The 21,437-nt window shown below is 62.5% G+C and carries 21 protein-coding genes; 10 read left to right on the forward strand and 11 right to left on the reverse strand.

Annotated elements, in window-relative coordinates:
- Positions 1 to 2: 2 nt before the first annotated feature.
- The 7 genes from ACSSVG_RS22155 to ACSSVG_RS22185 form a co-directional block, all read right to left on the reverse strand.
- The gene (locus ACSSVG_RS22155) at positions 3 to 980 is read right to left on the reverse strand and encodes an ABC transporter permease (protein ID WP_231340177.1); all 978 of its coding nucleotides are present in this window, start codon (positions 978 to 980) and stop codon (positions 3 to 5) included.
- A gap of 121 nt (positions 981 to 1,101) precedes the next feature.
- Positions 1,102 to 2,775, reverse strand: a complete 1,674-nt coding sequence (locus tag ACSSVG_RS22160) for an ABC transporter substrate-binding protein (RefSeq protein ID WP_253468121.1) — start codon at positions 2,773 to 2,775, stop codon at positions 1,102 to 1,104.
- A 78-nt stretch (positions 2,776 to 2,853) separates the two neighbouring features.
- Positions 2,854 to 3,960: a LacI family DNA-binding transcriptional regulator gene (locus ACSSVG_RS22165; RefSeq protein ID WP_231340179.1), complete on the reverse strand. Its 1,107-nt coding sequence runs from the start codon at positions 3,958 to 3,960 to the stop codon at positions 2,854 to 2,856.
- Between the two features lie 124 nt (positions 3,961 to 4,084).
- Positions 4,085 to 4,846 carry an SDR family NAD(P)-dependent oxidoreductase gene (locus ACSSVG_RS22170; RefSeq protein ID WP_253469234.1) on the reverse strand — a complete coding sequence of 254 codons (762 nt, stop codon included), beginning with the start codon at positions 4,844 to 4,846 and terminating at the stop codon, positions 4,085 to 4,087.
- A gap of 39 nt (positions 4,847 to 4,885) precedes the next feature.
- A complete protein-coding gene (locus ACSSVG_RS22175) occupies positions 4,886 to 5,683 on the reverse strand; it encodes an SDR family NAD(P)-dependent oxidoreductase (protein WP_253468120.1) in 798 nt (265 codons plus the stop codon).
- An 82-nt stretch (positions 5,684 to 5,765) separates the two neighbouring features.
- On the reverse strand, positions 5,766 to 6,722 hold the full coding sequence (locus tag ACSSVG_RS22180) for a LysR family transcriptional regulator (protein ID WP_253468119.1): 957 nt from the start codon (positions 6,720 to 6,722) through the stop codon (positions 5,766 to 5,768).
- 28 nt (positions 6,723 to 6,750) lie between these two features.
- Positions 6,751 to 7,959, reverse strand: coding sequence for an MFS transporter (locus tag ACSSVG_RS22185; protein ID WP_492416348.1), 1,209 nt, complete (start codon positions 7,957 to 7,959; stop codon positions 6,751 to 6,753).
- Positions 7,960 to 8,263: 304 nt separating this feature from the next.
- Here ACSSVG_RS22185 and ACSSVG_RS22190 point away from each other — a divergent pair, with 304 nt between their 5' ends.
- The 6 genes from ACSSVG_RS22190 to ACSSVG_RS22215 all read left to right on the forward strand — a co-directional run bounded on the left by ACSSVG_RS22190 (position 8,264) and on the right by ACSSVG_RS22215 (position 14,554).
- A complete protein-coding gene (locus ACSSVG_RS22190; RefSeq protein WP_231340184.1) occupies positions 8,264 to 9,283 on the forward strand; it encodes a VOC family protein in 1,020 nt (339 codons plus the stop codon).
- Positions 9,283 to 10,224, forward strand: a complete 942-nt coding sequence (locus ACSSVG_RS22195) for a fumarylacetoacetate hydrolase family protein (RefSeq protein ID WP_492416350.1) — start codon at positions 9,283 to 9,285, stop codon at positions 10,222 to 10,224. The genes ACSSVG_RS22190 and ACSSVG_RS22195 overlap by 1 nt, the downstream gene beginning before the upstream one ends.
- Positions 10,221 to 11,228, forward strand: a complete 1,008-nt coding sequence (locus ACSSVG_RS22200) for a cyclase family protein (RefSeq protein WP_492416352.1) — start codon at positions 10,221 to 10,223, stop codon at positions 11,226 to 11,228. The genes ACSSVG_RS22195 and ACSSVG_RS22200 overlap by 4 nt, the downstream gene beginning before the upstream one ends.
- A 95-nt stretch (positions 11,229 to 11,323) precedes the next feature.
- Entirely contained in the window at positions 11,324 to 12,448 is a 1,125-nt protein-coding gene (locus tag ACSSVG_RS22205) for an FAD-dependent monooxygenase (RefSeq protein WP_492416354.1), read from the forward strand.
- A complete protein-coding gene (locus ACSSVG_RS22210) occupies positions 12,445 to 13,524 on the forward strand; it encodes an amidohydrolase family protein (RefSeq protein WP_492416356.1) in 1,080 nt (359 codons plus the stop codon). The genes ACSSVG_RS22205 and ACSSVG_RS22210 overlap by 4 nt, the downstream gene beginning before the upstream one ends.
- Before the next feature lie 10 nt (positions 13,525 to 13,534).
- On the forward strand, positions 13,535 to 14,554 hold the full coding sequence (locus ACSSVG_RS22215) for a fumarylacetoacetate hydrolase family protein (protein ID WP_492416358.1): 1,020 nt from the start codon (positions 13,535 to 13,537) through the stop codon (positions 14,552 to 14,554).
- A 54-nt stretch (positions 14,555 to 14,608) separates the two neighbouring features.
- Here the strand turns inward: ACSSVG_RS22215 and ACSSVG_RS22220 are convergent, their stop codons facing one another.
- Together ACSSVG_RS22220 and ACSSVG_RS22225 are read right to left on the reverse strand one after the other, a co-directional pair.
- A complete protein-coding gene (locus ACSSVG_RS22220; protein WP_231340190.1) occupies positions 14,609 to 14,812 on the reverse strand; it encodes a hypothetical protein in 204 nt (67 codons plus the stop codon).
- Between the two features lie 92 nt (positions 14,813 to 14,904).
- Positions 14,905 to 16,053, reverse strand: a complete 1,149-nt coding sequence (locus ACSSVG_RS22225; protein WP_492416360.1) for an MFS transporter — start codon at positions 16,051 to 16,053, stop codon at positions 14,905 to 14,907.
- Positions 16,054 to 16,242: 189 nt separating this feature from the next.
- Here ACSSVG_RS22225 and ACSSVG_RS22230 point away from each other — a divergent pair, with 189 nt between their 5' ends.
- The gene (locus ACSSVG_RS22230) at positions 16,243 to 17,214 is read left to right on the forward strand and encodes an aldo/keto reductase (protein ID WP_492416362.1); all 972 of its coding nucleotides are present in this window, start codon (positions 16,243 to 16,245) and stop codon (positions 17,212 to 17,214) included.
- Positions 17,215 to 17,320: 106 nt separating this feature from the next.
- Complete coding sequence (locus ACSSVG_RS22235; RefSeq protein ID WP_492416364.1) at positions 17,321 to 18,193, forward strand: helix-turn-helix transcriptional regulator; 873 nt, start codon at positions 17,321 to 17,323, stop codon at positions 18,191 to 18,193.
- A 20-nt stretch (positions 18,194 to 18,213) separates the two neighbouring features.
- On the opposite strand, the gene ACSSVG_RS22240 is transcribed toward ACSSVG_RS22235, so the two are convergent.
- A complete protein-coding gene (locus ACSSVG_RS22240) occupies positions 18,214 to 18,549 on the reverse strand; it encodes a carboxymuconolactone decarboxylase family protein (protein ID WP_492416366.1) in 336 nt (111 codons plus the stop codon).
- A gap of 179 nt (positions 18,550 to 18,728) precedes the next feature.
- On the opposite strand from ACSSVG_RS22240, the gene ACSSVG_RS22245 reads away from it, so the two are divergent.
- Together ACSSVG_RS22245 and ACSSVG_RS22250 are read left to right on the forward strand one after the other, a co-directional pair.
- Entirely contained in the window at positions 18,729 to 19,649 is a 921-nt protein-coding gene (locus ACSSVG_RS22245) for a helix-turn-helix transcriptional regulator (protein WP_492416368.1), read from the forward strand.
- 2 nt (positions 19,650 to 19,651) lie between these two features.
- Positions 19,652 to 20,638, forward strand: coding sequence for an aldo/keto reductase (locus tag ACSSVG_RS22250; RefSeq protein ID WP_492416370.1), 987 nt, complete (start codon positions 19,652 to 19,654; stop codon positions 20,636 to 20,638).
- Between the two features lie 318 nt (positions 20,639 to 20,956).
- Here ACSSVG_RS22250 and ACSSVG_RS22255 read toward each other — a convergent pair whose 3' ends face one another.
- On the reverse strand, positions 20,957 to 21,412 hold the full coding sequence (locus ACSSVG_RS22255) for a MarR family winged helix-turn-helix transcriptional regulator (RefSeq protein ID WP_492416372.1): 456 nt from the start codon (positions 21,410 to 21,412) through the stop codon (positions 20,957 to 20,959).
- Positions 21,413 to 21,437 lie beyond the last annotated feature (25 nt).

Genomic DNA, 21,437 nt, shown 5'->3' on the forward strand with positions numbered 1-21,437 from the left:
CTCTAGTTGCTGCGCACGCGCGGGTCGAGGCGGACGTACAGGATGTCCACCAGGAAGTTGGCCAGCAGAACAGCGGCGGTGATGGTCAGGAACAGGCCCTGCATGAGCGGATAATCGAGGCCTTGGACAGCGTTGAGGAGCTGGTAGCCGACGCCGGGATAAGCAAACACGACCTCTGTGAGCAGGGCACCGCCCACGACGAATCCCAGTCCCATGCCAAAGCTCGTCACCGACGGGAGCATGGCATTGCGTGCTGCGTAGCGGAGCATGATCCGGCCCGGGCGGAGTCCCTTGGCTTCGGCCATGGTGATGTAGTCCTCGGAATTGGTGGCGATCATGGTGTTGCGCATGCCGAGCATCCAGCCGCCGATGGAGACCAGCACAATCGTCAGCGCGGGCAGCACAAGGTGCGCACCGACGTCGCCGATGAACTCCCAGGTGAACGCCGGCTCCAAACCGTCCGTAAACGCGTGCCGGATCGGGAACCAACCGAGCACCACGCCGAACAGGTACAGCGCCCCCATCGCAAGCCAGAAGTAGGGGAACGAACCGATGAAAACCAGCACGGGTGGGAGCGCGGAGTCGATCGCGCCTCCGCGCCGCCATGCGGCCAGGATGCCCAGCAGGTTACCCACGACGGCGGCAATCACCAGTGCGGTTCCGCCCAGTAGGAGTGTCCAGCCGATTTGGGACGAGATGACCTCGGTGACCGGAGTGGGGAAACGGGAGATGGAGACACCCATCTGCCCGGTGAAAATGTTGTGCATGTAGTCGATGTACTGCTCCCACATGGGCCGATCATCAACACCCAGCAGTTTGCGCAGGGCCTCGATCTGTTCGGGTTGCATTCGGTCTTGGGAACGGGCGAACATGCGGGACACGGGGTCGCCCGGCATGAATCGCGGGAGCATGAAATTCAGGGTGATGGATGCCCAGAAGGCGATCAGGTAGAAACCCAGGCGACGCAGGATGAAGCGCACGGTTTCCCTCCATTCGGGAATTGCGGAAATGTGGGGGCACGCCCGGCGGTTGGCCGGTCAGCGGCGGAGCCGCCGGGCGTGCGGTGTGAGGCCTGGAGGGCCTAAGTCCGAGGAAGAGGGACTACTTACGCGGTTCCAGCGTGGTCAGGACCAGCACCGTTGTAGGTGAACGCACGGAGAGCGTGGCGTACGGGTTGTCCTCGGTGGGCCAGCCAGTAAAGCGGGTGTCGTTGAAGGCACCCCATTCAGGGCCGGAGAACAGCGGCACCAGCGGTGCGACGTCGTTGTACTCTTCCTGCAGCTTGTTGGCGATGTCCTTTTGCTTGGATTCGTCGGCCTCTGCGGCGAAGTCGGACAGCAGGGCATCGGCCTTCGTGTCGCCGAAGCGGTGGTAGTTATCAAACGTCTTGGTGCCTACCGGCTTCACAGTGGCGGTGCCCATGGAGGTGTTGAAGTACTTGTAAGGGCTGGGATCGTTGGCGCTCCAGACGATCCCGGAATCGAAGTCGCCGGTCTCGTAGCCGGCCACCACTGCCGCCCAGTCGGGGGACTCCACCTTGGCAGTGACGCCCACCTCGGCCAGGTTCTGCGCGATGACGTTGGCCACGGACAACCAATCGGAAGAAGTCGCGCCCACGGAGATCTTGAACTCGAAGGGCTTGCCGTCCTTGAACGTGCGTTTCCCGTCGGCTCCCTTGGGATAACCTGCCTTGTCCAGCAGCTCGTTGGCCTTCTGCACGTCGTGGTTGGTCCACGTGCAGTTGTCCTTGACCGCGGCGTTCTTCCAGGTCTCATAGTTCCCGGAGAGTCCAGTGCAGTCCGCCGGCTTCGCGTATCCGCTCATGCCGATCTTGGTGACCTGGTCGCGGTCCACGGCCATGCTCAGTGCTTTGCGCACGTCAACGTCGTTGAACGGCGCTTTGGTGGTGTTGAGTTGCCAGTTGATCATGGCGCCAGTGGCCGGGAACCAGTACTGACGGTGTTCCTTGTCCTTGGAAACGAAGGTCTTTTCAATGTTGGGAATGTACTGCGGAGCCCAGTCCACGTCCCCGTTCGCGGCGGCGAGGTTGGCGCCGTCGTTTCCTGCGAAAGCGAGCATCTTGATGCCGGCGATCTTCTGCTTCCCAGGCTGCCAGTAGTTGGGATTCTTCTTCAGCACGAAGGACTGGGCCTGGAAAGTATCCACTTCTGTATAGGGTCCGGTACCTACCGGCTTGGCGTTCGCGTCCTTTTCCGGGTCCGGCAACGCGGACCAAATGTGCTTGGGCAGGATGCTGAGTTGGCCGACGTCGTAGAGGGCTGGCGACCACGGCTTGTTGAAGGTGAAGGTGACTTTGTTGCCCTCGGCCGTGACGGTGTCCAGATACTCAAAGCCGCCCTTGATCTTCTTCTGGAGCTCGAACGTGTAGGCAACATCGTCAGCCACGAATGGCTGCCCGTCGGACCACTTCACGCCGTCACGAAGGGTGAAGGTGACCGATTTGCCGTCCTCTGCTGCCTTCCACTCGGTGGCGAGCCACGGCACCGTGTCGCCCTTTGCCGGGTTGAAGATCAGGAGGGATTCGTAGATGGACTGCTGAACCATGGGATTAACCGTGGGTGCGAACGGGTTGAAGTTCTGCACGAAGGTGCCCATGTCCTCACGCGGGATAGTGAGGAACGCGCTGGCGTTCGCTCCCGCGTCGGAGGTCCCTGTCTTGGCGACGTTGGCGGTGCAGCCGGTGAGCAGCATCGCGCCCACTGCAAGGCTTGCCGCTGTCATCCGGGCAGCCCGGAAGTATCGGGGTTGTGTCATGATGGTTATCTCTTTCCTATCTTCATCCGCTAGGTGAAGGGGTGGGTAAGGGTTTGCTCTTCGACGTTGATTTCGCGGTCAGACCGAAGAGCGTTCTAGCAGCGGACAGCCGACCAATTGCTGGTCGGCAAGGATCGGCTGTCCTGCTGTAAGAGCGGCGAGTGTCTGGACACCCAGGGCGCCCATTTTTTCGAAAGGCAACGCAACGGTAGTCAATTTCGGCCGGAGGTAGGCCGCAATGAGTTCCTGGTTGTCGAAGCCGATCACGGCGATGTCCCCGGGGATGGTCAGTCCCCGTTCTTTGATGGCGTCATAGGCGCCCATCGCCATACGGTCGTTGAGGCAGAACAGCGCAGTCGGCCTGTCGCTTTCCGGGTAGCGATCCAGGATCCGGCACGCGGCGTCGTAGCCCCCGTCGGCCGTTGCATATCCGGACACCACCAGTTCCGGATCCAGCTCCAGTCCGGCGTCGGCGAGTGCTTCGCGGGCACCTTCCAGTCGCCCCACTGCAGCAGGAATATCTGGGTCAAGGTTGATGACGCCAATCCGGGTGTGGCCGGCTTGGAGCAAATGTTCCACCGCCACGCGACCACCACCGCGCTCGTCAGGGACGATCGAGGGCAACTTTCCGTCTGCGTCGAAGCAGTTGATCAGGACGGTGGGTACTTCATTGGCACTGACCGGAACGTGGACGCCCCGGTGAAAGGTGGCTGCGTACAGGAGTCCTTCCACTCGTTGTTCCAGCAGCTTTTCGGTTGCAGCATCTTCCAGCCCCTGGTTGGGTCCTACGGCATCGGCCTGGTCGGAGGGCGCGATGAGCAGGAACCGGCGGTCAAGCCAGGCTTGGTCCTGGGCTCCTTTGATGATGTCGACGGCGAAGGGTGCAGTGACGATCTCAGTGACAATTCCGTACCAATCACTGCGTCGGGACGCGAGCGCGCGAGCGCCGGCATTGGGGCGGTAACCCAATTCCTGCACGGCGTCGTTGATCCGGGTGCGGGTTTCCTCTGAAATGCTTGCGTTCTCGCGGTTACTCAACACAAACGAGACTGCAGTGCGGGAGACACCGGCGTGCTTGGCGACGTCCTTCATGGTGACGCCCCGCTGCCGTACGGGTACGGTCTCGCCTGGGGTGGTGCTTTTCGCCATCGAATGCTCCGGGATTTCTTCGATCTGAGTCTTCACCAGACTCTCGTAGTCTGGTGTGTTCGGCGGGGAACCCTGGTTCAGTAACGCGCGTTACCTGCCGGACATGTGACTCAGGTTACCCGCGTTACTTCATGTGTGTCAACACCCCGCACCGCGCAGGTCAGCGCAAGGCGTCCGACACGGATTTGGCGCCTCCATGGCTGCTTTGCCCACCGTCTACTGGAAGGTCCACGCCGGTGACGAAAGCGGCCATGGGGCTGAGGAGGAAAAGCACGACGGCGGCTACTTCCTCGGGCGTACCCGTGCGGCCGAGTGGGGTCTCGGCTATGGTCGCTTTCCTGAACGCGGGATTGGCACCTGCGGTCATGGGTGTCTCGATGAATCCCGGATGAACGGAGTTCACCCTGATCCCCCGGGCTCCAAGCTCCGTGGCGGCAGCGATGGTGAGACCTCGCAGCGCCCACTTGCTGGCAGTGTAGGCCACCGGGTAGTGGCCGGTGAGGGCTGCCACCGAGCCGACATTGACGATCGAAGCCCCCGGCGCCATCAGCGGGACGCAGGCCTGCATCCCCAAAAGGGCACCGGTCACGTTCACGTCCGAGACCGCAGCGAGGTCAGCAGGGGTTGCCTCAAGCAGGCGGCTGCGGCGGGTGATCCCGGCGTTGTTGACCAAGCCGTCCAGGCCGCCGCATCCATCCCGGACGAAACGGGACAGAGCCGTCCACGCGTCGGGCAGCGTGACGTCAAGTGGTCGATAGGCAATCCGCTCAAGGTGCTTCGTGACCACTGCCTCCAGGGCAGTGGACGGTTCCGGGGTCAGGTCCGTTGCGATGACTGTGGCCCCGGCCGTGACCAGCATCAGGGCTTCGGCCAGGCCCTGGCCGCCATTGGCACCCGTGACCACGACGGTCCGGTCGGTCATATCAATCACTGCAGATTGGTCCTTCGTTGCTTGAAAGTGTCAGCCGGGCAGAACAGCCGACCAGCCGCCGTCGACCATGAGGTTGGTGCCGGTGACGTAGGAAGCGTCATCGGAAGCGAGGAACAGCGCGCACTTTGCTACCTCCTCCGCTTCACCAACCCGGCCGAGAGGAATGTGGGCGGCAATGCTCCGCATGGGATGGTCTTCGGCCAAGAGGTCCGCTTCGGTGGCTGGCGTACGGATCATGCCCGGGCTGACGCAGTTCACGCGGATCCCCCGGGGTGCCCCTTCTGCGGCAAGTTGCTTGGTCATAGCCACCACGGAACCCTTGGTTGCTGTGTGTGCCAGCCGGCCGTTGGTGACCGAGCCGGTCACTCCTGCCGTCGAGCCGACAAGTACGACGGCGGATTGGCCGGCTTTGCTGAGCAGCGGCCAAAAGTGCCGCACGGGAAGGAAGACGACGTCCACCTCGTGCCGGAAATTCCATGTCCAGTCCTCGTAGCTGATGTCCTCCAACGCCGCGAAGCGAGTGGCAGCAGCATTGGCGTACAGCACATCTACGCGGCCATGGTATTGGAGCACGAAATTCGCCCATTCGAGCACGGAAGCCCCGCTGGTCAGGTCAACACCGCGAGCCGCATCCGCCTGACCGCCCATGGCGCGGATGGCTTCCACCGTTGCCTCTGCCCCTTCGAGATCGAGATCGCACCCCACCACGATTGCTCCCTCACGGGCGAACAACAGGGCTGCCGCCCGGCCTTGTCCTGACGCGATACCGGTGATCACCGTTATCTTCCCTGCGAGTCGGAGCGGCGGTGCGGTGGTGTCGGGTGTCATGCCTCCATCCTCCGGTCAGGGGAACTATTGAAGAATGGCCCGTTTCGGATACGAACTATCCATGACGTGGATAGCCCTCGCGTCAGTTACTGGAAACTGCCGTGACCGTGATCGGATGTGCCTTCACCGGAAAGATTTCATGAAGCTGGGAACAAGCGCGCTGCACCACAGAGCGGAGCCAGACGTTTGCAGGGTCCTCCGTCTGCGAGGGATGCCAATACATCGCCTCCACCAGGGCGGCCTCCAACTCCTCGGCGAACTCGAGAACCTCAATGGATGCCCCGCGCTGCGCCCTGGAGGCCAGCATGCGCGGTACCAAGGCGACCAAATCCGTGCCTTCAACCAACAACGGCAGTGACAGGAAGCCCGCCACCACGGCCGCCACCCGGCGTCGGACACCCCGGGACTCGAACAATTTGTCCGCCGGCGTGCTGATGCCCTCACCGAAATACCCGACGGCGTGGGGAACTTCAACAAGGTCCTCCAACGTCAGCGCGGGCAAGGTCAGGAGTGGATTTCCCGCGTCGGCCACAGCCACGAAGCTGTCACGGAATAGCTGCTTGGAATCACCCTTCATGCGGTACCCGGTGGGGCCTACCAGAAGGTCCATGCGTGAGTACTCAGCGAGATCGCCCCGCAGGCCCGAGGTGGGTACGAAGTCCACCACCACGTGCGGTGCCTCCTGTTGCAGGATTCCGCGCAGGGGCCCCACGATGAGCGCGGCCGCATAGTCGGACGCCGCAATGACGAACTCCCTTTCGCTCGTAGCGGCATCGAAGCCTGACCGAATGCGTGTGGCCCGCTGGACGTGAAGCATGGCTTCATCGACCAGCGGGACCAATGATTGTGCGAAGGGAGTGAGATCGTAGGTGCGGCCATTCCGAACCAGCAGTTCGTCGTCGAAATGCCTTCTGAGCCTGGCCATCGCCGCACTGGTAGCCGGCTGGCTGAGCTGGAGCCGTTCCGCTGCCCGGGACACATTCCGCAGCTCCAACAGAACCTGCAGTTGGGGCAACAGGTTCAGGTCCAGGTTCTTCATTCCCATAGGTTATCCAGCCAGCGGGATTTTAGTGGCTGATCGTGACCAACCGTGGCCCGCGGACCAGGGTAACTACCAAGGCAAGGACGCACGCCATGCCCAACGCCCCGATTGCCAGGCTGAGGTTTCCCAAGGCGGCAGCCGCAGCTCCGAGGACGATCGGCGTGAGGAATTGGCCGATGAACAGGCTGCCGGTCCAGATGCCGGTCCCGCGTCCCCGCTGGGCATAGTCCAGGCCGTTGACTGCCCAGGTCAGCAGCGTCGGCAACAGCACCCCCGTGCCAGCGCTGGCGATGACGGCGCCCGCGATCGCCAGGGGCACGTTCCCGGCCAACGAGACCAGGCAAAGCCCGACGGCAGCAAGGCCAAAAGCGCCGATCAGCAGTTTCCGAGTGCCCAGATTGGCAAGGTACCGGAAGGAGATAGCGCCCGCCGCAGTGGCCAACGAGGCGATCGCAGCGGCACCGCCAATGAGCCCGGTATCCGTCACGCCCAAACCTGTGATCACATACGGCAAGTGGACGATCAACGCGTAGAACACGATGCCACCGAACAGCGTCACAGCGGCCGGGGTGCCAATCTGCCGCCACGGCACAGGCTGTTTCGTCGTGGTTGTGGGCTCGATTTTTGCAGGTTCCCACAGCTTGAGGACCATGGGGATCACCAGCACGGCGCTAACCGCATAGAGCCAGAACGGAGTCCGCCAGCTGATGCTGCCCAGGGCGCCGCCAAGGGCAAAAAACGCAGTGGCTGCCAGCGCGCTGACCATGGTCTGGAGACCGAGGTACTTGTTCCGCTGCTGCCCCGAGTAGTAGTCGGTGATCAAGGTGGTGCAGCAGGTCATGATGGCCGCCTCGGCAATTCCTACGCCGACTCTCGACACAGCGATGGCGCCGAGGGACTCCAGCCACAACGGTGCTGTCCCAAAAAGGGCGTACGCAAGCATCGCAAAGATGAGCAGCTGCTTGCGCCCGACGCGATCAGCGACGTAGCCGGCCAGTGGCGAGAACAGCGCTACGAACAAAGCCGGAAGGGTGAGGACCAGGGGTACGAGGATGGCGACGCCGGGGGTATCGGCAAAGACCTGGTTCAGGGTGGGGAGGACAGGTGCCAGCAGGACTGCGCCGAGTACGGGCATGCAGCTGCCGGCCACCAGCAGTGCGGCCTGTGTCTTTCCGGCCGTTCGGTTGTCAGCTGGTGGGCGGGTCTCGGTCGCAGTTGGATCCGTGGTGCTCATTGGTGTTCCTTCGCCTTTGAAGATGATCCCCCAAAAGTGGCAGAGGTGCCGGGAGGGACTGCACTCACTGTGGCAAGGGGTCTGCAGGCGGAGAATAGCGGTTTCCGTATAGCTGCTATTTGTTCGGTTGATGGGTGGTTTCCCTGGGTGGGGCTGAGGGTGCCACGGAAGGCACCATTAGTATTTGTGCGGCGGATAGTTGCTATCAGATAGTTGCCCTTCTCCGAATACGTGACGTGGCTCATGGTTGTTACAGGACCTGCAGGTCACTGTCCGAGCCATCAGTATTTAGAAGGAATTCATCGTGGAAACTCCCCTCTCCCATCTTGCCCACCTCGAAATCACCACTCCGGACGTCGAAGCCTCGGCACGGTTCTACGAGGAAAAGTTCGGCATGCGCATCATCGACCGCGTGGATGGCAACGTCTACTTGCGGTGCTGGGGCGATTACTACCGTTACAGCCTGGTCATCACCGAAGGCCCCGAAGCATCCTTGGGTCGGATGGCGTGGCGCACAAACTCCCAGTCCGCGCTGGAAGCCGCAGCAGCCCGTGTTGAAGCAACCGGCGTGCAGGGCAGCTGGACTGCCGGTGGCCACGGCTTCGGCAAGGCCTACGAATTCACCGGCCCTTACGGCCACCACATGCGCCTGTTCTATGACGTGGAGAAGTTCGTCGCCGAGCCCGGCTTCGAATCCACCTACCCGGACCGTCCCGAGCGCCGCAGCAGCCACGCCGCCGCACCCCGGTTCCTGGACCACGTCACGGTCGCTTCCTCCGACGTCCGGGGCTTTGCCAAGTGGTACAACGAAGCCCTGGGCTTCCGCGTCATGGCCTTCGTGGACCTGGATGAAGCACCCATCACCGTCTTCTCCGTGCTCACCACCAACGAGAAGTCCCACGACCTCGGCGTCGTCCTGGACACTTCCCAGCGCGCCGGCCGCGTCAACCACATCGCCTTTTGGGTGGACGCCACCGAGGACCTGCTCCGCACAGCGGACGTGATGATGGAAAACGGGACCCCGATGGAATACGGCCCGTCCATCCACGGCGTGGGCGAGCAGAACTTCCTCTACTTCCGCGACCCCTCCGGCCTGCGCGTGGAACTGAACTCCGGCGGCTACCGCAATTACGTCCCGGACTGGGACGCCAATACCTGGAAGCCTTCTGAAGGATCCAACAACTTCTACAAGAACGGCGCCATGCCGCACTCCATGACCGAGTCCTTCCCGCCCGCCGAAGGTTTCACTGCCACAGAGGAAGGCGCTTCCGCTGAAATGAAGGAAGCACTCCTGAACCCCTACGCAAAGCAGGGCCGGGGCTAATGACGCAGGCACACTATGCACTGGTCCGCTTCCAGGAACCAGGTTCAGGTAAACCGCGGGCTGGTTTGCTGGTCGGTGACCGCGTCCTGCCCCTGGACAGTGACATCAACTCCCTGATCCAGCACTGGGAAACCACCGAAGGCGAGCTCGACCAACTGGCCGCAACAGTTGGCGCCGAAGCAGGCCTGCCGCTGCCCGGCGTCGAGGTCCTTGCCCCGGTTGAACCGGCGCAGGTCCTGCAGACCGGCGCCAACTACCGCAAGCATGTGATTGACCTTGCGGTGGCACATCGCGACGCCGGCCAGGACGCAGAAGAGGTGCGCGCCAAGACCGCTGCCATGATGGATGAGCGTGCTGGGCAGGGAACGCCGTACTTCTTCATCGGCCTCCCGACGGCGATCGCGTCCGCCACGGACGATCTCACCCTGCCGGGCTACAGTAAATCCCACGACTGGGAACTGGAACTCGCCGCGGTGATCGGCAAGGAAGCCTTCCGTGTCACGCCCGAGCAAGCGCTGGAGCATGTCTTTGGGTACACCATGGTCAACGACATCACAACGCGCGAATATGTGTTCCGCAAGGACATGCCCGCCATTGGTTCGGACTGGTACCGCGCCAAGAATGCACCGGGTTTCCTGCCCACCGGCCCCCTGCTGGTACCAACCAAGTTCTTCGGAGACCCGCAGGATGTCCAGGTCACGCTGAAGCTCAACGGAAAGGCCATGCAGGACGAATCGACTCAGGACATGATCTTCGGTGTCGCCAAGCTTGTCAGTGAAGCATCCCAGATCATGCCCCTGAAGCCCGGTGACTTGGTCCTGACCGGCAGCCCCGCGGGCAACGGACAGCACTGGGGCAGGCTCCTCCAGGACGGCGACGTCATGGAAGGCACCATCACCGGACTCGGAACCCAACTCATCCACTGCAAGGACGAACAGTGACCACTGAAGCAGCTAACGCTTCCCTGATCCAGCGCTCCGATCCGCTGGCCAGCATTGCTGCGGCTGCTGAAAAATACAACAACTGGGGACGCTGGGGTGAAGACGACGTTCTAGGAACGCTCAACTACGTTGACAACGCCAAGCGTGTGGAAGCAGCTTCCTTGGTGACCACGGGCGAGGCGTTCTCCTTGTCGCAACCGTTCGACACCAACGGCCCGCAGAAGGGGTGGCGTCGCCGGACCAATCCGGTGCACACCATGACGGACACCGGCGTGGACGCGGAACGAGGCAACCAGGGATTCCCGCACGGTTTCGGCGGGGCTGATGACGTCATTGCCATGCCGTTGCAGTGTTCCACGCAATGGGACGGGCTGGGACACATCTTCGACCGGGGCAAAGCCTGGAACGGCCGTGCCGCTGGGGACGTCGTGACCTCGGAGGGCGACCTCGTCACCGGGATCGAGACCGCCTCGGCCAAGATCGTGACCCGCGGCGTGCTGCTCGACGTCGGGCATGCACTCGGCCCGGAGCTGGGCCGCGATGTCGGGGAGCTGCCGGATGGATTTGCCATCACCCCGGAGCACTTGGAGCGCACCATCGAACGTCAGGGCCCCAGCTCCGCCGTTCGCCGCGGAGACATCGTGGTGATCCGGACCGGGCAATACGCCCGGGTCCGCCGTGAAGGCTGGGGCGACTATGCCGGCGGTTCCGCTCCGGGGCTGTCCTTCACTACGGCGGTGTGGCTGCATGCCTCGGAGATCGCGGGAATCGCCACGGACACCTGGGGCTTCGAGGTCCGGCCCAATGAGTTCGAGGGCGCTTTCCAGCCGCTTCACCAGATCGCCATCCCCAACTTGGGGTTGTTCCTGGGTGAAATGTGGGATCCGGATGCATTGGCCGCAGCATGTGCTGCCGACGGCAAGTACGACTTCATGCTCACCGCCGCCCCACTGCCCATCACCGGGGCTGTCGGTTCACCGGTCAATCCCATCGCCGTCCGGTAACAGGTCCAGTTGTCAGGTTGAGGACCAATGAAGGTCCCGGAGTTACAGACAGCAGCACAATAGGCAGTAACGCCGTCACCACAAAGGAGTCAAAGATGGCAGCAGTACAAAAGGTTGGAATCGTCGGAGCGGGAGCTGCGGGACTGACCGCCGCCATCCTCCTCGCCGACGCGGGCGTCGACGTCGAGATTCTGGAGAAAGCCGCCGAGCCGCAGACGCTGGGGTCGGGCATCACCTTGCAGGGCAATGCCCTGAGGATCCTGCGCGAACTCGGCGTCTGGGAGCAGGTGGAAGCGAAAGGCTACCCGTTCAGTACCCTGGGCCTGCGCGCCCCCGATCCGGCCGGAAGTGTCATGGCCGTGTTGGAAGACATCCGGACCGGTGGTGACGATCTTCCAGCCACGCTTGGAATGTATCGCCCGGACCTGACTGCGATCCTGCGTGAACGCGCCTTGCAGGCGGGCACCCGCATCACCTACGGCAAAACGGCCACCGACATAGAGGACGACGGCGACAGCGTCACCGTCCATACCTCCGGCGGCGGCAGCTCCCGCTACGACCTCCTCATCGGTGCCGATGGGCTTCATTCCGCAGTCCGCAAGGCCATCGGCATCGACGTCGGACCCCAACCAACCGGCATGGGCATCTGGCGGGCCTTCGTGGAACGCCCCGAGGACGTGGTGCGGACCGATCTCACCTACGGCGGCCCCTGCTTCATTGCCGGATACTGCCCCACCGGCCCCGACTCCATCTACGCCTACCTTGTAGAAAGGGCGCAAGAACGCAATCACGAGGACGGTCCTCGCATCATGACCGAACTCGCGGCAGCCTACGGCGGCCCGTGGAACGAGATCCGCGCCAATCTGAACCACAGCGCGCGCATCAACTACACCTGGTTCACCACGCACTTGGTGGATGGACCCTGGAACCGCGGGCGCACTGTGATCATCGGGGACGCCGCCCACAGTTGCCCACCGACGGTCGCCCAAGGCGCCGCCATGGCCTTCGAGGACGCTGCGGTGCTCGCCGAACTTCTCATGTCAGCCGACCACGTCACGGAAACCCTCTGGAAGGAGTTCACCGACCGCCGGTTGGAGAGGGCTACGGCCGTCGTCAAGGCCTCAGTCCAGCTCGGCCAATGGATGCTGGATGGCGTGCGCGACGCCAACGTTCCCGGCCTCATGAACTCGCTTTCCACGATGTTGAAGGAACCTGCATGAGCACCCGTCCCTCCGAAGCACCGGCACCTACGGTCGACGTGCATGCCCACATCCTGATTCCGGCTCTCCAGCAACGTGTGGCGGAGGCCGACGCTGACGGTTTCGCTGCCCTCCAGGCCTTGGAAATGCGGCGGAACGGCCAGGAGTCGCTCGCTGCATCGGGGCGCATGATCAAAGAACGGTGGCCTCAGCTCACGGATTTGGATCGTCGTCTGGCGGACATGGACGCTCAAGGAGTGGATGTCCAGCTCGTCTCGCCCTCGCCGTCGCACTTCTACTACTTTGCCGGCGAAAAGCTGTCCTTGGAGCTCGCCAAGCAGGCAAATGATGCAGTTCGCGGTTTCGTGGACCGCGCACCCGAGCGGCTCAACGGCCTTGGCTTCGTCCCCCTCCAGCACCCGCAGCACATGGTCGAAGCCCTGGAACATGCCGTCCTCGAATGTGGACTCCTCGGTGTGGAGATCGGCTCCTTTGCTGCCACGCCGGCAGACCCTGAACGCAGCACCGTGGAGCTCTCCGATCCGCGGCTTGAGCCGTTCTGGAGCCGGGCAGAAGAACTGGGCGCCCTTGTCTTCCTCCACCCGTTCGGCTGTTCCCTGGACGAACGACTGGATCGCTTCTACCTGGCTAATACCGTCTCCCAGCCTGCCGAGAACGCCGTCGCACTCTCCCACCTGATTTTCAGCGGAGTCCTGGACAGGCACTCGAACCTCAAGATTGTGGCCGCCCATGGCGGGGGCTATCTTCCAACGACCATCGGACGTTCCGACCACGCGTGGAGGGTCCGGCCGGAGGCGCAGCGGTGCGCCGAACCGCCGTCGACGTATCTTCGAAAGATCTTCTTCGACTCCCTGGTGCATAGCCCCCGCGAACTCCGCGCCCTGGTGGAGGCGGTCGGCCCCGGGCAGGTGCTGCTCGGCTCGGATTACCCATTCGACATGGGCTCGGAGCAACCTGTTGACGATGTCCACGCAGCCGGGCTCCCCACGGCCGACGCCGCCAGAGTTCTTGCCGGCAATGCCGCGGCCCTCGGCATCACCGCCTCCGCAGCTCTCGCCGCCCGCCCCACAGCCTAAGGAAGAACACATGGTCAAGATCGCCCGCTGGGCTTACGACGGCGGCACTCACGCTGGGTTCGTGGATGACGGCAGTTGCTTCGAGTTGCCGGAGGGACAAACCGTGAATGACCTGTTGGGTGCCGGGCTTGCCGCCACTCTGGAGATTGCCGCGGAAACGCTTCGCGGCGCACCTTCGGTCGCCCTCGTGGACGTCCAGTTGCTGGCACCGCTGGAACCGGCCACCATCCGGGACTTCGTGGCGTTCGAGGAACACGTGGAGGGGGTTCGGAAAAGCATCGATGGCGTAGCGGGCGTGGTGGCCGAATGGTATGAGGCACCTACGTTCTACTTCACGAATCCGCACACCGTGACGGGCACCGGCGAGGTGATCGGCATTCCGGCGGGATGCAGCGAACTGGACTTCGAGACCGAAGTAGCTGCCGTCGTCGGACATGTACCGGGAAGCGACGGCAGTAGCCTGTCAGCGGCAGATGCCCACCGCCACATCTTTGGTTACACCATTCTCAACGACTGGTCGGCTCGCGACCTGCAACGTCGCGAGATGAAGGTCAGTCTGGGCCCCTGCAAAGGCAAGGACTTCGCCAACACGCTCGGTCCTTGGATTGTGACCGCCGACGAGTTCGACCACCTGCACGACGACGAAGGATTCCTGCCGATCTCCATGGCCGTGGAAGTCAACGGGGAACAGATTGGCCAGGATCTGCTGTCCAACATGGGGTGGCCATTCGCCGAACTGGTCGCGTACGCATCGCAGGACTCGGTAGTGCGCCCCGGCGACGTTCTCGGATCCGGAACCTGCGGCAGCGGATGCCTCGCTGAACTCTGGGGACGCAACGGGTCCAAGACTCCCCCGCCGCTGAAGACCGGGGACGTCGTGCGGATGACAGTGGAGGGCGTTGGAACCATAGAAAATACCGTGGGCGAGCGTCGCGAGGCGACACCACGGATACCTGCCAGAACCCGGCCCCGCAACCGGGCTGTCTCTGCCGCCCTTTCCTGCGTTACCGCCGGGAAGGAAGCCTCATGACCCACACCACCGGGCAGACCGAAGCGGCCGGCGTTATTGCCAGCTGCAGGGCGGTCAACCGACTGGCGCCACCACGTCCTCCAGCGCTGACCTATCGAAGAAGCGGATCTCACCCGTTGCCTCGAAGAACACCGGAACAACCGATGTGCTCAGGTCCTTGGATGTTTCGTAGATCTCAGCCGCAGCCCCGTGCTTCCTGGCAATTGTTCCAACGAGCTCGGTACCGCGGACCCGGACAGTTCGATATTTGTAGCTCATGGTGACCCCTTTGTCGGCTAGGGCAAACACTACCCGGGCGGTTCACTTCTTGGGAGGATGGTTTGCATAGCGCCTGCACCAAGCGTCGAACCTCAGCCATTTCGACCGCGCAACAACGAAGAAAGGTCGAGCCTGGTTCTGTGGGTCAGCGGGGTCATGGCCTTGCTTCGGGCGAAGACCAGCAGCGTCAGCAGCCCGAGGGACGCCATGATGGTTGCAACGACGAGGGGGCCGAGGACTCCCAGTGCCGATTCGAGCGCCTTTGCACCGGCCCAGGTGCCGATGGCTGTGCCGCCGTTGAATGCGGCAACCGCTACTGCGGCCGCCAAAGTCGGTGCACCCTGGGCGAAAGTAACCGCGAGGCCGGTTGCGACGGGCGGTATGCCCATGCCGGCGATGCCCAGTAGAAACATGAGAACGAAGAGTGCTACGGCATTTGCCGAGAGTGGGATGAGCATGACGAGCAACAGCACGGTTGCTCCTGTGGCTGTGATGAAGGTGCGGACCGGACGCTTGTCTGCGAATCGTCCGGCCAGGTTGGTGCCAAGGACCGCGCCGAGGCCGAATACAACGAAGAGCAGCGGCACCGCCCACAGTGGGACGGCTCCACGGTCGGTGGCCACGGGAGACAGGTAACTGAAGGCGGTCATGTAGCCTCCGGTGGCAAAAACGGTGGCGAGGACGAGAACGACCATGCGACCGGTCACGACGGCCCGAATTTCAGCACGTACAGACGGTGCGCTGGTGTGCGTGTCCTCCGGGGTAAAACGTGCGATGACGGGGGCCGGTCCTACACCGCTCATCATGACACCCAACGCGCGGGAGCTGTTGGCCGGCCCGGCCGCCTGGGTGGCTATCACAGAAGCAATGGACCAGAAGGCCCCGGCCGCCAGGGCTGTGATGACACGCGCGAGAAGAACGATGCCAAAATCGCTGGTGAGTGCCGCCAGAACGTGGCCGGCCGCAAAGACCAGCAAGGCCAGGACGAGTGTCGCGCGCCGCGGCAAACGCAGAGTTGCCAATGCCATGACCGGGGAACCAAGGATCATGCCCACTGCGAAGGCGGTGATCAGGAGTGCCACGTGGGCAACACTGACGTTCAGGTCACCGGCGATCTCCTGCAGGAGCCCGGCCACCATGTACTCGGTGGTGATCATGAGAAAGGTGCCCACCGCAAGAAGCGGGACGACCCTCGGGAGCCGCCGCTGCTGTTTCGGCTCTGCCGTTGTGGATGTCGTCATTCGTCTGGTGCTCCTTTTGTCGCTGATGAGACGTCAAGGGCGGCAATGTACCGCCCCTTTGACAATCCCGTACTCCTCCACAGCGGAGAAGGCTCCATTGAGACATGGTCTGACAGGTCCTGTTTCGAAGTGCGGAACCCACTTAGGTTCGAAGGAGACAAACCCACCAAGCTGAAAGCAGGACTTGTCATGGAATACACACGACTCGGCAACACCGGACTGAAGATCAGCCGCCTTGCCCTTGGCTGCATGAGCTACGGCGACCCTTCAACGGAGAATTCCCACCCATGGTCCTTGAACGAAGATGCGGCCGGGCCGTTCTTCCGTCAGGCACTGGAGCTGGGAATCACGTTCTGGGACACTGCCAATGTTTACCAGGCCGGCACCTCCGAGGAGATCGTCGGGCGCGCCATCAAACAGTATTCACGGCGTGAAGACGTGGTCCTCGCCACGAAGGTTCGCGGAAGGATGCACGACGGCCCTGGCGGCGAAGGCCTCTCACGCAAGGCCATCCTGGAGCAGGTCGATGCCTCGTTGACCCGCCTCGGCACGGACTACATCGACCTCTATCAGATCCACAGATTTGACGATGACACCCCGGTGGAAGAAACCATGGAAGCTCTCCACGACGTGATCAAGTCCGGGAAAGTCCGCTACATCGGCGCTTCCTCCATGTATGCCTGGCAGTTCGCGAAGCTCCAGCACGCCGCAGAACGCGGCGGGTGGACAACGTTTGTGTCCATGCAGAACCAGTACAACCTCTTGCGTCGCCAGGACGAGCCCGAGTTGATGTCCATGTGCGCTGACATGGGTGTCGGGCTTGTTCCTTACTCTCCCAACGGGAAAGGTCGGCTCGCCCGCCCTGTGGGTGAACAAAGTACCCGGTCAACCACCGACAAAGTGGTCCAGGCTTTCGACAACGACTACGACGAACCCGTCATCAATGCTGTCCAAGCTGTGGCCGACGCCCGCGGCGTTACCATGGCCCAAATCGCGTTGGCGTGGGTGCTGCGAAATCCCGCTGTCTCGGCGCCCATCGTTGGCGCCACCAAACCACACCACCTCCAGCAAGCCGCTGATGCGCTATCGCTGACACTTAGCGACGAAGAAGCACAGGAACTTGAGGCTCCGTACGTCAACCACGGACCAGCATGGTACTGATACGCATTCCCGGTTTCCGGCAGAACGTCCGGTGAGAAGCAATGAGCACTGGGAGGACCTGACAGGTCCTCCCAGCACCCACAGCACAAGACATACCCTTGGAGACATGGATTCCAAATCCGAGATCAGCAACTTCCTGACATCCCGGCGTGCCAAGCTCTCCCCCGAAAAGGCAGGCGTGCCACTGTACAGCGGAGCCCGCCGGGTACCCGGCCTTCGCCGCGAGGAAGTCGCGCACCTGGCCGGCGTCAGTGTGGACTACTACGCCCGTCTCGAACGGGGCAAAATCTCCGGCGCATCCCGTGAGGTTATCGAGGCCATCGCCCGCGCCCTGCAACTGGATGAGGATGAGCGCGACCATCTGCTTGATCTCACCCGAATGACGCAACGGCGCCCGCCCCGCCGGAAACCTTCACATCGAACTACTGTCAGGCCGGGGATTCAAAGCGTTCTGGATTCCATCGACGCCCCGGCGTTCATACAGAACGCGCGACTTGACCGTCTGGCGGCCAACCGACTCGGCCGGGCACTGTATTCCCTCCCCGATGACGGATCCCGTGACCGTTTCAACTACGCCCATTACCTTTTTCTGGACTCCCGCGCCCCACGCTTCCATCGCGATTTTGACACAGCGAAACATAATGTCGTGGCGCTGCTTCATGCCGCAACAGCCCGGGATCCCTACGACAAAGAGCTCATCGAAATCATCGGGACGCTTTCAACGCAGAGTGAAGAATTCCGCTCATTGTGGGCCTCGCACGATGTCTTCAGGTACCGGTCCGGGCACAAGATGCTCACCCACTCAACGGTCGGAGACCTCGAATTCGGGTATGAATCATTCGAACTTTCCACAGACCCTGGCCTGGTCATGCTGGTCTACACCGTGGCGCCCGGCTCCCCAACGTCAGACGCCATGCGGATACTCGCCAGCTGGAACGCCCCTCTGCGCTCGTTCGAAGCAGACGCCGGTTCGTTGTAATCCTGCTCAATGTTTTGTTTCTAGTTTTCCTCAGTGAAGACCTTCTTGGCGACGGCCATGGCACTCATGCCGTTGGGCCAGCCGGTGTAGAACGAGAGGTGGAGGATCGCTTCCTTCAGCTCTTCTTCTGTCACTCCGTTCTGGCGTGCGTAGTCGAGGTGGAACATGAGTTGGTCGTTCTTCCCTGTTGCGGTTAGCGCAGCCACAGTGAGCAGGCTGCGGTCCCTTTTGGACAGGCCTTCGCGTTCCCATACTTCGTCGAAGAGAACCTTGTCGGTGTAGTGGACCAGTCCGGGCGCGAAGTCCCCAAACGCATTCTGCCCCCCGGTCCAGCCAGTACTTGTGTTCTCAACCATCATCATTCCTTTCGTAGATTCCTGCAGCCGCTGACAACGCGAGGTTTGCCTCCAACGCCACCGAGCGCTGAAGCCTGAGGTTCCAATGGAACCTCAAATAGATCCCCTTTAGGAGTCACTGATAAGGGGCGTACCAGCAGGGCATCCCTCCCCTGGTTTGGACGTCGTAGCCTTGGGTTGTGGACAACCGGAATGAAGTTCGAGACTTTCTCATGTCCCGCCGTGCGAAGGTCACCCCCGAGCAGGCTGGCCTGGCAGTTACCGGACACCGCCGTGTGACGGGCCTGAGGCGCAATGAGGTTGCCACTCTGGCCGCAGTCAGCGTGGAGTACTACTCCAAGATCGAGCGTGGGAACCTTTCGGGGGTATCCGATGCGGTCCTTGACGCGCTGGCAGGAGCCCTCCAGCTGGACGACGCTGAACGCGAACACCTGTTCGACCTGTCACGCGTCGCCAACGGCGCTGCCCAGCCCGTGCGCAAGCGCAAACCGCAGAAGTGGGTGGCGAGGGAAAGCCTGATACGCGCCTTGGACGTGATCACTGAAGGGCCCGCTTTCGTTCGGAACGGCCGGATGGACATTCTCGCCACCAACGCACTGGGTCGAGTGTTCTACGACCACGTCTTCGACGGCCCGGGGCAAGGCAACCTCGCACGGTTCTGCTTCCTCGACGAACGGGCCAAGGCTTTCTACCCGGGCTGGGAAGCCGCCTCCGACGTCACCGTATCGATTCTGCGCACCGAGGCGGGCCGCGACCCTCACGACAAACGCCTTCACGACCTGATCGGCGAGCTTTCAACCCAAAGTGACGCGTTCAGGACCCGGTGGGGGGCTCACAATGTCCGGCGGCACGGCTCAGGCACCAAAAACTTCCAGCATCATGAAGTGGGCGAGTTGACCTTGACCTACGAGGGCATGGAGCTCACCGCCGAACCAGGCCTGTCATTGCTCATCTACACCGCCGAACCTGGATCACCGAGCCAGGAACGCCTCCGGCTGCTTGCCAGCTGGGCAGCCACCCTGTCCACCGCTACTTCGCACGAACACGTAACCAGCGACCGATACAGCAACAAGTACAACAACGGAACCACGGAGGCATGAGCATGCACACACGAACTCTCGGACAGGGCCTTGAGGTCTCAGCTATCGGACTGGGCGCCATGGGCATGTCCCAGAGCTACGGTCCCAATCCAGGGAGCCGTCAAGACATGATTGATGTACTTCGATCAGCCATGGACCATGGCGTCACATTTTTCGATACGGCCGAGGTGTACGGCCCCTACGTGAATGAAGAACTCGTCGGCGAGGCACTGGAACCGATCCGCGACCAAGTGGTGATCGCCACCAAGTTCGGCTGGGACATCCAAGGCGGCAAAAGCGTCGGACTAAACAGCCGCCCCGAACAGATCCGCCGCGTCGCCGAAGAATCCCTCAAGCGCCTGCGAACAGACGTTATCGACCTGTTCTATCAGCACCGCGTCGACCCCCAGGTCCCCATCGAGGAGGTCGCCGGCACCGTCCGGGATCTGATCGCTGAGGGCAAAGTCCGCCACTTCGGACTGTCTGAGGCGTCTGCCGCCACGATCCGGCGCGCCCACACGGTGCAGCCCGTCACCGCCCTGCAAAGTGAGTACTCGCTGTGGACACGGGACCCCGAGGCCGAAGTACTTCCAACGCTCGCCGAACTCGGTATCGGCCTCGTACCGTTCAGCCCCTTGGGTAAGGGCTTCCTCACCGGTACGGTGACCCCGGCAACCAGCTTCGCCGACGGCGATATCCGCAACCAGGTCCCACGCTTCAATGACGAAAACCTGGCGGCCAACCAAGCCCTCCTCGCGCAGGTCGTCGAACTGGCAAGGGTGAAAGATGTGGAGCCGGCCCAAATCGCACTGGCATGGTTGCTCGCCCAGCAGCCATGGATCGTCCCCATTCCCGGCACCCGGCGCACCACCCGCATCAAAGAGAACGCCGAAGCTACCCACGTGGGGCTCAGCGCTGACGAAGTAGCCGGCCTTGATGCCCTTGCCCGGAGCCTGGGAGTCCATGGCGATCGCTACAACGCCACGCACATGGGTTACGTCAACGGCTAAGAATGCTTTCCGAGGCTTCCGGTCTGCTCAGCGCCTTTGGAGTCGGAATGGTTACCCAGGGGCCAGCACGCGAATGCGTTCCGGGTTGACCACCGCGCCGTAGAGATCCGAAGGATCAGCGTTGAACGTGGCGAAATCGGGCGAATCGACGGAACCCCAATGGGGGAGCAATAGGTCCGCCGACGGGTAGCTGTTGTCCGGAGCCCACCGGGGAGGCAGCCGGCGCTTCAGCCGGTCAGATCACCAACGAGGCGGGCGACGTGCAGGGCAAGGTAGGCGATTTCGTCCTGCGTGAGCACTTCGGAGAGCACTTCGCTTTCATTCCGGGCGAATCGAGGCGGTCAGCCGATCAAGCGCTGAGCGCAGCTGGTCGCTGCCAGCCGCGCCCAGACTATCGACTACCCGCTGTTCAATGACCGCGATGACCTGGTCCGCTTGCTCCAGCGCTCCCTGTCCTGCGGTGGTGAGGTGAAGCTCCTGCACTTGGGGGTGCCGGGGGTGCGTGCGGCGCTCGATCAGCCCGCGTCCCTCCAGGCGGGTGACCAGGGAAGCGATGGCCTGGGGTGTCACATTCAGACGTCGGGCAAGGGTCGCGCCGGCCAGCCCAGGTTCCGCGTGCACAGAGACGAGCAGTGTGTAATGAGCAGCCGCCATCCCCAAGGCCCGCAGTTCTCGATCCTTCAGATTCTGCACTGCCAATTCGGCGCGTCGGAGTGCCCAGATGACCCGATCCCGGGGGTCTGGCTCGGTGGTAGGCAGGGTTGTTGTCATCATGCTAGCATACATTACTTTACACATA

It is taken from the genome of Paenarthrobacter sp. E2MeOHC11 (assembly GCF_058744955.1).

Excerpts from the sequence above, each read along its gene's own strand:
- ACSSVG_RS22215 (WP_492416358.1), top strand. The coding sequence starts at position 13,535 with ATGGTCAAGATCGCCCGCTGGGCTTACGACGGCGGCACTCACGCTGGG.
- ACSSVG_RS22220 (WP_231340190.1), bottom strand. The coding sequence starts at position 14,812 with ATGAGCTACAAATATCGAACTGTCCGGGTCCGCGGTACCGAGCTCGTT.
- ACSSVG_RS22185 (WP_492416348.1), bottom strand. The coding sequence starts at position 7,959 with ATGAGCACCACGGATCCAACTGCGACCGAGACCCGCCCACCAGCTGAC.
- ACSSVG_RS22160 (WP_253468121.1), bottom strand. The coding sequence starts at position 2,775 with ATGACACAACCCCGATACTTCCGGGCTGCCCGGATGACAGCGGCAAGC.
- ACSSVG_RS22225 (WP_492416360.1), bottom strand. The coding sequence starts at position 16,053 with ATGACGACATCCACAACGGCAGAGCCGAAACAGCAGCGGCGGCTCCCG.
- ACSSVG_RS22230 (WP_492416362.1), top strand. The coding sequence starts at position 16,243 with ATGGAATACACACGACTCGGCAACACCGGACTGAAGATCAGCCGCCTT.
- ACSSVG_RS22235 (WP_492416364.1), top strand. The coding sequence starts at position 17,321 with ATGGATTCCAAATCCGAGATCAGCAACTTCCTGACATCCCGGCGTGCC.
- ACSSVG_RS22195 (WP_492416350.1), top strand. The coding sequence starts at position 9,283 with ATGACGCAGGCACACTATGCACTGGTCCGCTTCCAGGAACCAGGTTCA.
- ACSSVG_RS22170 (WP_253469234.1), bottom strand. The coding sequence starts at position 4,846 with ATGACCGACCGGACCGTCGTGGTCACGGGTGCCAATGGCGGCCAGGGC.
- ACSSVG_RS22210 (WP_492416356.1), top strand. The coding sequence starts at position 12,445 with ATGAGCACCCGTCCCTCCGAAGCACCGGCACCTACGGTCGACGTGCAT.
- ACSSVG_RS22175 (WP_253468120.1), bottom strand. The coding sequence starts at position 5,683 with ATGACACCCGACACCACCGCACCGCCGCTCCGACTCGCAGGGAAGATA.
- ACSSVG_RS22240 (WP_492416366.1), bottom strand. The coding sequence starts at position 18,549 with ATGGTTGAGAACACAAGTACTGGCTGGACCGGGGGGCAGAATGCGTTT.
- ACSSVG_RS22250 (WP_492416370.1), top strand. The coding sequence starts at position 19,652 with ATGCACACACGAACTCTCGGACAGGGCCTTGAGGTCTCAGCTATCGGA.
- ACSSVG_RS22180 (WP_253468119.1), bottom strand. The coding sequence starts at position 6,722 with ATGAAGAACCTGGACCTGAACCTGTTGCCCCAACTGCAGGTTCTGTTG.
- ACSSVG_RS22205 (WP_492416354.1), top strand. The coding sequence starts at position 11,324 with ATGGCAGCAGTACAAAAGGTTGGAATCGTCGGAGCGGGAGCTGCGGGA.
- ACSSVG_RS22255 (WP_492416372.1), bottom strand. The coding sequence starts at position 21,412 with ATGATGACAACAACCCTGCCTACCACCGAGCCAGACCCCCGGGATCGG.